Annotated in this window: 9 protein-coding genes and 3 pseudogenes; 4 read left to right on the forward strand and 8 right to left on the reverse strand. The window is 40.2% G+C overall.

The features are described from left to right. From DA100_RS11250 to DA100_RS11275, 6 genes and pseudogenes are all read right to left on the reverse strand, one after another. Positions 1-357, reverse strand: a pseudogene (locus DA100_RS11250) (transposase); the annotation flags it as partial. Positions 358-433: 76 nt separating this feature from the next. Beyond that, positions 434-553 (reverse strand): annotated as a pseudogene (locus tag DA100_RS11255) (ISAs1 family transposase); the annotation flags it as partial. 96 nt (positions 554-649) lie between these two features. After that, positions 650-1060, reverse strand: coding sequence for a hypothetical protein (locus DA100_RS11260; RefSeq protein ID WP_138972215.1), 411 nt, complete (start codon positions 1058-1060; stop codon positions 650-652). A 413-nt stretch (positions 1061-1473) separates the two neighbouring features. Further along, a complete protein-coding gene (locus DA100_RS11265) occupies positions 1474-2862 on the reverse strand; it encodes a hypothetical protein (protein ID WP_138972216.1) in 1389 nt (462 codons plus the stop codon). A 442-nt stretch (positions 2863-3304) separates the two neighbouring features. Then, complete coding sequence (locus tag DA100_RS11270; protein WP_138972217.1) at positions 3305-3832, reverse strand: hypothetical protein; 528 nt, start codon at positions 3830-3832, stop codon at positions 3305-3307. Continuing rightward, complete coding sequence (locus tag DA100_RS11275; protein ID WP_138972218.1) at positions 3829-5178, reverse strand: adenylate/guanylate cyclase domain-containing protein; 1350 nt, start codon at positions 5176-5178, stop codon at positions 3829-3831. The genes DA100_RS11270 and DA100_RS11275 overlap by 4 nt, the downstream gene beginning before the upstream one ends. Before the next feature lie 665 nt (positions 5179-5843). Between DA100_RS11275 and DA100_RS11285 the strand changes: the two genes are divergently transcribed. Continuing rightward, on the forward strand, positions 5844-7037 hold the full coding sequence (locus tag DA100_RS11285) for an ISL3 family transposase (protein ID WP_138972220.1): 1194 nt from the start codon (positions 5844-5846) through the stop codon (positions 7035-7037). A gap of 177 nt (positions 7038-7214) precedes the next feature. On the opposite strand, the gene DA100_RS11295 is transcribed toward DA100_RS11285, so the two are convergent. Both DA100_RS11295 and DA100_RS11300 read right to left on the reverse strand, forming a co-directional pair. Further along, the gene (locus tag DA100_RS11295; RefSeq protein WP_102591233.1) at positions 7215-7646 is read right to left on the reverse strand and encodes a hypothetical protein; all 432 of its coding nucleotides are present in this window, start codon (positions 7644-7646) and stop codon (positions 7215-7217) included. Then, complete coding sequence (locus DA100_RS11300; RefSeq protein WP_138972221.1) at positions 7643-9253, reverse strand: PAAR domain-containing protein; 1611 nt, start codon at positions 9251-9253, stop codon at positions 7643-7645. Before DA100_RS11300 ends, DA100_RS11295 begins: the two co-directional genes overlap by 4 nt. A 423-nt stretch (positions 9254-9676) precedes the next feature. Here DA100_RS11300 and DA100_RS11310 point away from each other — a divergent pair. The 3 genes and pseudogenes from DA100_RS11310 to DA100_RS11320 all read left to right on the forward strand — a co-directional run. Further along, positions 9677-10042: pseudogene (locus DA100_RS11310) on the forward strand (transposase); the annotation flags it as partial. 237 nt (positions 10043-10279) lie between these two features. Further along, positions 10280-10474, forward strand: coding sequence for a hypothetical protein (locus DA100_RS11315; RefSeq protein WP_138972222.1), 195 nt, complete (start codon positions 10280-10282; stop codon positions 10472-10474). A 126-nt stretch (positions 10475-10600) separates the two neighbouring features. Next, positions 10601-11411, forward strand: an 811-nt coding sequence (locus tag DA100_RS11320; protein WP_138972223.1) for an IS4 family transposase, incomplete at its 3' end; no start/stop codon positions are given.

Genomic DNA, 11411 nt, shown 5'->3' on the forward strand with positions numbered 1-11411 from the left:
CACTAATGCCAACTGCGCGACAAGCAAGACGTAAACTGGCATTGTGCCGTTGTCTGGCATACTCAACCAGTTCGCGTCTTATCGCTGGCTTTACAGCTTTTTTTCTACGATGTCCTTGAGAATTCGATGCTCTAAGCTCAACTCAGCAAACATGGCTTTCAAGCGACGATTCTCCTCTTCTAAGTCTTTAAGGCGTTTGACTTCAGAGGCTTCCATCCCACCGTATTTTGCTTTCCAGTTGTAGTAGGTGGCATCTGAAATGCCGTATTCACGGCACACTTCATTGACCTTACGACCCACTTCCACTTCTTTTAAGATTTTGACGATTTGTGTTTCTGAGTAACGTGATTTTTTCATCGCGGGTTCTCCTTCTATGCTCAGTCTAAGCCGAAGAACTCTAAAATGGTATGCCACTAGTTTAGGGGAGGTTTACACCAGCAATAACAGCGCACAATGAGCCGAACAGAACCTCAAACAAGCAATACGTAACCTTTGCTGACTGGCGCTTATCTGCGACTAAATGGAAGTGCTCTTTAAACTCATCGATATGCATTGTGGGTAGGTCTCTTTGTTAAAAGAGAGTATATGATCACAGCTAGATATGATCGTCAAACCGATCATTCTAAGTGGTTAGAAAATGTTCGCGATCTCACCCTGCCCTACCACTAGATAAACGAATACAAACTTTCAATTTTGGCATATACGTTGGGACTTCAATTTTATTGTAGTCACACTGTTTTATATACAATTTATACAACTCGTCAGTATTTAGGTGGATTACCAAAAACTCACCCGAAGCAACGGTTTTATCCAGATGCTCATCTTCCCTTGCACTGTTATCTAATAGAATTCTATAGGGGCTAAAATTCGAAAATCGAGACTTCGGCGCACCCGCAATTTCATGATAAATATGACTAATATGTGCATTTACCGTGCGCTGATTAGCTATTTCGAGTTTAGATTGTCCGCGGAAATTGATTTTTAATCTTGGCTTATTTGAGTATAAAGCAAACAACACAGCACTAAATGCACCAAGTCCTGAAAACCAAGTGCCAAGCATAGTCCAAATTCCTAATGACTCCTGAGTCAAATTCTCCTCCAATTTTCAACGAAAAGCCTAACGCTTATTAGACGACAAATTGTCGTCTTTCATCCATCGGTGATGCAGTCATTTTCATATTAACTCAACTGATAATCAATAATTTATGACACATGAAGGGAAATTAGACTGCAAGATGTCGCCTAATGACGGGAGTGAACAGTTATCAACTCAATCGAATAAGTTTTAGTAGGGTAAACGCACGCCCCCTGAATTGAGTAGAGTATTTAATCTAAGTAATTTTGGGGCAAAGACGTGTTTCGAGCCCCACTGAAACGTCTCTGGACACTTCTGAGTTACGGAGCTATAGAAGTATGTTTTTCGGATTATTCACACTTATGGGCAAAGCGGTGGCTAGTTTCACTAAATAACAATTAGCTATTTAGGGCTTGAATATAAAAGAATTGCAACCCTTTGACTAATTGCGAATATGCTTTAATCGCTTGGTAAGCGTCATTGCGAGTTACAAATGTTAGCCGACCATGAGTAAGGTCATTTCTTAATTGACTCTTTTGATTGGGACCTTTGACATCCAGAACAAGCTGACTAATTGAACCCCCTAGTTCAGCTTTCTCTTTACTTTTGTTAACACCCAACAATTTGCGGATTTGTTTTATCTGATCATGGTTGGTAGGCAAAGAACCCTTCTCTTTAGGAACCATAAACTCTTTGTACGCAGTGTCACTGACCCTGTCGAGTAGCAATTTGCAGTAGTGATCGAGCATAGATTCCATAGCAGAATTGATTATATAGTAACAGGCGGTGTAGTTACCTTCTTCAAATTGACTCAAAGCTTGGACATATAGATTTTGATAAATTGGGGTTGGTTTCATTGCTTTCAGGAAAATTCCCGGATCATTTATCGCTTCAAACTGGTTTAGATTTGATCCGAGTGGTCGAGCAAAAATCGTTCCTTTAGCTTCTCGAAATGACCTTCCAAGATGGTCATATTGGACTATCCAAATATCCCCGTTAATATCATTTTCACTGAGGTACTTCACAGGAATGTCTTCATCGAGCAACTTAACATAGATGATTAATGCGTTAATAGAATTGATAATTTTATATTTAGTTTTTTCATCTACGTCGTGATTACGGGAGACTCCTTTAAATTTAAACCTGACACTAGTGAAATTTCGATCACCGAGCTTAGACGTTTTATCGCCATGCCTGCTGGTCTTTACTGAGATTTCATCCATGTCATCATCAATGGCATATGTACCATCCACGATCGGCAATGAAAAGTCGAGTTTAAATGCAACTGTGTAAAAACAGTGTTGGTTGTTTTTCACCAACGCTTGACTAGATAGGTAATAGCCATACAGCGTTGGAGGTATAGATCTAGTAATAGGACGATGGTCGTGTAGCTTTTCACATAATCGATAATATGTCTGGAGTTCTTCTTTACTTTTTTCACCGTTGTAATACAAGTACAACGCAGACACGAGGTAATGAAGAGTGGCAAACACCAAATTTTCAGTTTGATCTAGCAATCTAAAAGATAATGCACGGTAGGTTTCAAAGATTTCCGTAGCTCGCTCATGGTCCTGTATTAAATAATTTTTCTCAAGTGCAAAGTATAAATCAGACATAAGTCTAGGCAAGTTGCCCGTATATTTACCTGATTGGTATAGTCGACAGGCTTCTTGTGCTAATACTAATCCCGCTTGTGGCTGAGAACTATTTAACGCACTCTTTATAGCACTGGTACTATTTCTATTTTTTACTACCCGTGCCGACTTTTTCTTTCGTCTCTTATTCATCTCAATTCCATTACCGACTACTTTTGATCATCTTGCTCTCACACTGTGAGTTTATCGCGACAGGATTGTTCACCTACATTTAACGCTTTGTATGCAACTACGCTAAAACTTTCGTCCAACCGACTAATAGGTCACCGTATCCGTATAGGGTCAATGGGTCAGGTCTTTCTTTTTGCCTCGATTAGTTTAAGTATCGCAAATATTGATATTCAAGAACAAATTTTAGGTCGCATTAACTCATAATGGGGCATTTTTGTGTTACATGCCCCGCCAGCACACATCTGGACAGAAATAATTTTGGCTTAAAGACCAGACAAGACTAACGGTATTAGGCATAATTATGAATAGTGCGGCGATACGCACAGGCTTTGAATGAAAACATGCATAGACATTCAAAGGGCAAGGTGTTCAGTTAAAAACTTTCGCAGAAAAAAACCTTAACTCAACTGAAAAATGTGGAGTAAAAGGCCAGTATTGCCAAGCCAAGCACAGAACCACTCAGAGTAAAAAACAGCCAAAGTAAACTAGATTTGAACGCCAGCATTTTAGTGTTACAAATCTCAGCACATATCCAGTAATTTTCCAGTAAATCTTTATCTAGATCAAAATTATTATTCTTTAAGGACTCATAAGAACAAAAACAATCTAACACGTCGTTGTGGTTATTAATCATTGAAGCGTAGGAAATCAATGACTTACCCCCAGAGGATTTAAGTCGAGGTGTAAAAACGGTTTTTATTTTATAAAACCATATTGACCATGTCACTAATAAAACACCAATAACGGATAATGTTAATTCATTTAGTATAACTAAACTTTTATCTGAGAGAAATCCATAAAATAGCGAAGTGTATATTCCAAGGTAAGTCACTCCTGCTGCTAATAAAAATGAAGCTTTTTGGTCTGCTGAAACAATGTATGAATCCGTTCTTTTTAAGGCTTCAAACAAAACCTGTTGGTCACTATTCATTTTATCATTACCCCAATCCAATCCCTAAAAACAAGACTATTATTTTTATCATAAATCTCGCATTTCATCGTATGTAACCCACGATAACTAGTTGATTCCGCCTCTTCAATTTTTACATATGGTGGAGTTATTTTGCTGAATTTCTCTCGATTAACATACAAATATTTAGTGCTCTTTATTTGCTCTTTACCATCTTCTAAATCAGGAACCTCTGGTCCAAAATTAGTTTTTACAAGATTAACCTTTAAAGGAAACTGCAACCGAGATCGTGTTGATGCTATGATTTCAAATGTGAGGTCTAAATTTTTATCTAAATATCTTGATGCAGATATATATTCATTTTTAACACTATTCTCAACCACGAAGCATTGGAAATCTATATCTGGATTATGCCTTATGTTTTTGTTCACAGATGCTCTGGATTGCCTAGGTAACGCGCTTACTTCGATAAAACGCTCAAAGTTTAGTTCTTTCATGCGATAGTCAAGCGGTTGACCTTCAGCAGTAGTAATATTCGGTACTACAACTGGCTCATTTTGAATAATGCCAGAGACAGTCCTTTGTTTGAATTTAGAATAATAATCTGGCCAAAAGACGTGGTCTAACAAACCCTGCCCTAACATTGTACTATTTTTGCTAGCTCGACTTTGAAGTTTTGATGCCATATCAACAGATAAACCAGTGGCAGAAACTTCACCAACCGAAGAATAACCAAAGCTCCCCCAAAGGACATCCTTTTCATTACCAAAGTCGATTCCCACACGAAATCCGAAATCTTTTGCGTCAAAGCCATGACTTTCCATCCAAGGCTTAATTCCCTGTTCAAGCAACAACTTTAACGTCGCCGCACAATTAACCGCATCTGCAATAGAATCTTCTGTAGACTTATCTTTGCTCCCAAAAAAAGACATCACAGCATCACCCATTAAACGATGCACATATCCATCAAAAGAGCGAACAACTTCAACACATGTTTGAATTACAGCATTTTTGAATCGAAAGACATCATTAAGGTCATAAAGGAGAGAGAGTCTAGTGGAGCCTTTTATATCCATAAACATCGTACAAGAATAATGATGGATTAAATCATTTGTTCCCTGCAAAGACAAAAAATCAGGATGTGTACCTATTGGAGCTTTATTTAAGTATTGTTTACCGTAAATGGGGCGAATATAGTTCTGTAATATATATTCTTCTTGAGGGCCTATTAGCGAAGTTGAAGCTGACTCTTGCGACCACGAGTCTTGAAATGATTCATTAGCAACTTTGTGTCCAGCACTCTTTTGAATGACAGAACTTGAAGAGTGCTGATTATAAACATCTTCGAATAAATCTTTAAAATTCATATAACCTCAGATACTGATACCAACAATAATGCGCTAAAAACAATCATAATCAATAAGTATCAAACCATCAACAATAAGTTATTGATACTATTATAAATTCCACTATCAAGAAGAAGCTAATTGTAAAGAAAAGAACGAATCGATTAGGTTGATAACACTAAGACGCTTTAGTCCCACAGCTACTCACCACCAAAGTACGCAGCATTTAAATTCATTTCACTCGCATAAATTACATGGATTTGCATGAGAAATATTTGAGTGAAAATCACCACTAATCACGAGCCAGTTTGTTGCCCGAAAATGATAAAGGGGCATAAACGTGCTAGTGGGGGTTTTGCGCCCATTTCAGCGAAAAGTCCAATGTAAGCCGCTAGCCCTTTATTTATAAGGGCTGTGGAGAAGGAGGGGTGGGGAAATCTTGATTTTAATGGTCTTTGGGGATTTTAATACGACCATCACTGATCCCTTCGGCAAGAAGCTCCATCCATTTAGCAAAACGATAGAAGCCTAGATATTGTTGACATATATAGTCCATTTGCACTCTGGAGGTGCTCTCCATTACATATTTAAAAGGTTCATCGCGGATAAGCGGGAACTCAAAACAAAAACGGTAGAAAGTGATAGAGTTTTATCGCCAAACAAAACCTACACAAACTACCGTTTTCATGCCGAATAATACTTTCCTATCGTCATTCTGGAAAGGCTTTCAGATCGTAAAGTCTCATAAAACTGACTCATTAATATCTATCACCCTAATTCCTGACTCAGTTGCATGCTGCCCTTGCGGTAGAGCCTCTGAGTCTATCCACGATACTCAATGGCGAACGCTTAAAGAAGCGATGATCCTTGGCACACCTGTCGAGTTACTCGTCCAGACTCGACGTATCAAATGCTCTAGCTGTGGCATTAAAACCGAAGCTATCTCTTGGGTTAAGCCATACTCTCGCCTCACTAACCGGCTGATTGAATACATTGAAAAGCTACTACCACTTTTACCCATCAAGCATATTTCTGAGCTTACTGGAGTGCACTGGCACACCATTAAAGAGGTGGATAAGCAACGCTTAAAGCGTGTGGTTCCTGATGTTCCATGGAGTCAGTTGCGTCAAATCGTCATGGACGAATTTGCCATATTCAAGGGGCATCGTTATGCCACGGTTGTCGCAGATGCACAAACGCACCAAGTGCTCTGGATTGGTCTAGGTAGAGCACGCAAGGACATACGTCCCTTCTTTGAAACTCTTGGAGAATACGCTCAAAATATCGAAGTTGTGGCAATGGATATGAACACAGCTTTTGACCTAGAAGTCCAAGCTCATTGTCCTAATGCCCGTATCGTTTATGACCTCTTTCATGTCGTCGCTAAGTTTGGTCGAGAAGTGATGGATAGAGTCCGAGTTGATCAAGCGAATCAACTGAAAGATGACAAAAATGCTCGGCGTTGGATCAAACGCTCCCGTTGGGTGCTACTGAAAAATCAAGAGAACTTAAACACTAAGCAACAGAGTTATCTGGATGAGATACTTGCGGTCAATCGTGACTTAATGGTGACCCATTTGCTAGGAGCTCAACTCAAAGAGCTCTGGTATTGTAGCTCGGAGAAACAGGCTAATGATCTCTGGGAGGTGTGGTGGCAACAGGTCCATGAAAGTGGGATCAAACCGCTCATAAACTTTGCTAGAAAACTGAAACCCTATCTTCATGGGATAGTGGCGTCAGCTTCGTATCATCTAAATACATGTACCTTGGAAGGGATCAATAACAAGATTAAGCTAATAAAAAGAATGGGCTATGGATACCGAGATACGGAATACTTCTTTATGAAGATAAAAGCGGCTTTCCCCGGAAAGCCGCGATGAACCATTTAAAAGCCTCCATGTAGTCAGAGCACCCCTCTAGCAATAGGGCATCACCATCCTCAGTCAAAGGAAACTGGTTAGCATAATCGTCAACTATTCTTGTCAGTTGTAGTTGCTCTAAGGTCAAATCGTTCATTTATTCTCCCGTTGCCCCCTTTAATTGGAGCGAGCTAGGTTTTAGAAAGTAAACCCTAGTATTCCAAATTTGTATTCGATCCCCATAACAATTCCCATAAGGAAAACACTTACAAAACCAAACCTTAAGCATTCTGCATTTAATCGGTATAACCAATAAATGCTACCGAGCTCTTTTTTGATACCACTGCGCCAGTATTGAATTTCTTCCTTTGAGTGGCGATTAAACCAACTAAATGCCTGCTGGCTTGAGCGAATCCAAGCCAGTGATGGAAAATGAGCCCAACCTTGCACCTTCTTAGGAGCATAAGAGTCAAGTTTGTCTATCAGGTAGTCCTTTCTACTTCTAAGTAAAAAGAGTGTAAGTGGTAATGTAATAAGATTACCAATACCAAAAATAATTAGGCCAAGACCAGATATTACTCCCACTCCCCAAAGAGGAATCCAGAGCCAAGCTGATACACCATTAATCATCGTTGAACTCCATGAATAAATTCAACGGTATCGTCATAGGCATCAAAAACCAAATACTCCATAAGTTCGCCGCCTACATTAGAAACTTCACCACCATATAAACCCCAGTAGTATGTCCCTATGGCCATTGGGATAATTGATAACCCATATGTTGTTGGAGCAAACCTAGTACCAATAATGCCTATCCCTTCTCCGACAAACACATTAAGTCCAATTGACGTTGAATTTTTCACTCCTGAGCGAATACAAGCTTCTGAGAACCCTTCATCTTGAGCACACGTCTTGGCAATATCAATAAAGTTATCACGTACCCCAAAAATGGTCGCAACCCATGCCGCCCGACCGAGATATTTACTAAACTCCATCGATTTTTTGTACAGAGCCGTCATTTCGATTCCGCTAATAGCTTTTGAGAAATCTTTCGCCTTAGACAGTTGCTTCTTACCAACGTTCAGATAGTTATTAACCTTGTTGGCCTGAATATTCTTGATGTAATTCGGGGCACCAAACTGGGTTGAAATGGCTTGAACTTCACTTTGAAAGCTACGAGCTTGTTTGCGCCACTGCTTATAGTCTGGATTCGACTTTAATCTATCGCCCTTGATACCTTTCGTCGCTTCTCCTACATATTTGGAGTAATTTTCAAACCGCTGAAATTCCTTCTGAAGCCTGTCTGCTTGGGTTTTCATTCCAGCAATACCAGAGCCCACTGAAGCAATCATTTGGTTAGTGAAATTGGATTCTTCCACCTGACCGTCATTGACTTCATACAGGGTTGAGTTTGGCATCGCAGTGGACGTCAGCATAACACTTGCAAATTCTTCATGGTGCTCTGAGAACCATGCTTGTTGCTCTGGGGAAAGCGTAAAGAACAGTTCTGCGAGCTCTGAAACCTGAGAAGTGGCATCGGCTTCATCTGGGTGTACCGTTTGCCAAGGAGAAACCACGATAGGCATTCCTTTAACTAAGAAGTGGAACGTCCTTTTGAGATGTGGGTTTACTTTAATGATGTGTTCAATGACTTCGCTAGAATCCGTTAGATACACCTCTTGAGCAAAGGTTTTAATATCCGTTTTCTGGCCGGCAAAAATGATGTAGGTATCATCGATATCAAGCTCAACCATTGAAGGGCTGTCCGATTGCTTAAGTGCTACTGAACTTTGCGTGATTTGGGAAGTATACGCATCCCCCATCTTAAGTGAATCTCTACTTACAGATTTAGCTGACCGGTATCTATTAATGTTCGTAGTAGGTGAGTGAGAAGTTTTAGCATGACGGGCATTTTGTACAACATTGACATTGCTTGAAAAAGACACGTTATTCCCGATGTTGACCCCATTATTAGGATCTAAAATAAAATTGTCGGGACAATTACACATAACTTGATAACCAGGCAGCACCGCTTGCTTTCCATTCGGAAGGTAGACTTGATTACTTCCAACGGGGACGATGATACCGACCCCTTTGCATTCCTTTCGACCGGACGCACAAGAAGCTTTCTGTTCAATGGATGTTGCTGGTTGCCCAGCAACTTTGACATCATCGTGTCCTTCAAGAACCTCACCACCAGTACTGGTTTTTGTTCCCTTTGTTACAAAACTACCCATAATTCCAATCTCTTAACGCTTTTAACCGAGATCATAACAGAAAAAAACGCTAGGCAAAAACTTGCTCAGTGGTATCTGTTCAGGAAAACAGTAAAGGTTGTGTCGCTTAATTAAGTGTCCAGTCTGGCTGGAGCAGATCACCTCCTTGGAACACATAATTGTAAAGCAATTAGGTGTTTAGAAAAGCTTGGTCGATTCACACCTCACTTTGGGATTTTTTGCGCATCCGCCGGACACTTGGACTTAGCATAAGCGCATGTTTTGAATAGAGTATCATCATACTCCAAAAAATCACGAACGAGAAAATACGACAAAGTGGGGTATTTTCTCCACATCTCACGACAGGATTAGAAAATCTATGGAAAACTCTCGATGAGAGAGTGATGACGTTAGCTTTAGCCAACAAGGAACGGGGCACTTCCAAGTTACCAGATCAGAGGACTTGCCGCTGAGTACGGAGTGGTTTTCCCTTTGTCTATTAAATCACTGCGGAGTCATTTGCCGTTAGCGATTGAAGAAGCTGAGAATCAGTTGTCTAATGTTATGAGAAGCTTACTGCAAACACTGCACTGTAACTTTATCAATATCAGCGACGAAATTGATGAAGTTACTCAAAGCATAACCAGATTGAGCCAACAACATCCAAGGTATGAGGCAGTTAAGAATATCCCTGATTTTGGTCCGATTTTGACTGCTGAAACTATTAGTGAAGTAGGCTCTGGCAAACAGTTTCAAAATGGTCGGCAATTCTCAGCATGGTGTGGATTAGTTCCCAAACACAATAGCTCGGTTGCGTGGTAATGTATTGAGTGATTTATGAAAGAACAATGCGATTAGTTGGAAAAAGCTCACAGAATTAGACTTATTTGAGTCATAATGATCGAGGTTTAATGTCCAATAACATTTTATTAATCATAGCGTTACTTCAATGACTATTGGTTATGTGCAACAAAAGTTCACTTTGACTCTGGCAAGGGTTTTTCTACGCTTAATAGTGATTTAAACGTCAGATGAAAGGAGAACACAATGGCGAGATTCCAACAAGACATCCCTAATCGAGTTACGGTTTATCATGATGATCTTGACCAAGAAAAAGCGCTAAAAAATGCAATGCTGCCAGAAAAACCAAGGTACTTTAACGGCTCACCAACCTATGAAGCCTCTAGCGTTGATGAATTCCGAAGCAAATTGAGTCAAATAGGCATGTCTCTTGATATGTAAGCTCAGCGAGTTACGCAGAAAGCAGCTCTAGGGGCTAATGCCGATCAGTTAAGGCTTAAATGATCGGTTGAACGATCCTTTCAAGGTGTCAAAATCCGAGTGTATTCCAGACACTCGGATTTTTTTATGTTTCTAAGACAAGCACTTAACCAAGTTCATCAATTCTCTGTTGAGCAACTCTCAGGTTTATCTGACCTTCTCTCTCCTGAACTCATTGCTCAATGTATGGAAGATACGGGTATCACAACCATGCGTAGACGCAGATTGCCCATGGAGATGATGGTTTGGAGTGTTGTTGGGATGTCCCTATATCGCCATTTATCTATGGAGAAAGTTGTCTCCAAGCTAGATATTCTTCTTCCTGGCAAAAAACCGTTTGTTGCTCCAAGCGCAGTAATCCAAGCAAGGCAAAGGCTAGGTTCTGATGTCATGAAATCCGTTTTTACTCAAACGCAGAAATTATGGAATGACAAAACGCCACACCCAGATTGGCATGGTTTAACTCTTCATGCTGTAGATGGTGTGGTCTGGCGAACCCCAGATACTAAAGAGAACGATGAGCGCTTCAGTCGTACTCGAAATCAAAAGTGCTTATCTGAGTATCCTCAAGTTCGAATGGTCTGCCATATGGAACTGACAAGCCATCTTCTTAATAGCGCATCATTCGACTCAACATCGATAAGTGAAGTAGATTTGACAACAAAGCTTATTGAACACTCTCCAGACCAAAGCCTGACCATCTTTGATAGAGGTTTTTACGCTCTAGGGCTTTTACATCGTTGGCAAACGACCGGAAGCGAAAGGCATTGGCTTATTCCTATGCGCAAAGGGGCTCAATATACAACGGTTCGCAAACTGGGACGTGGAGAAGAATTAGTTGAGCTGAAGCTCTCTCCACAAGCAAAAAAGAAATGGTGTGATGCCCCGGAAATACTAG

The organism is Vibrio sp. Hep-1b-8, from assembly GCF_006124995.1.
Taxonomy (GTDB): domain Bacteria; phylum Pseudomonadota; class Gammaproteobacteria; order Enterobacterales; family Vibrionaceae; genus Vibrio.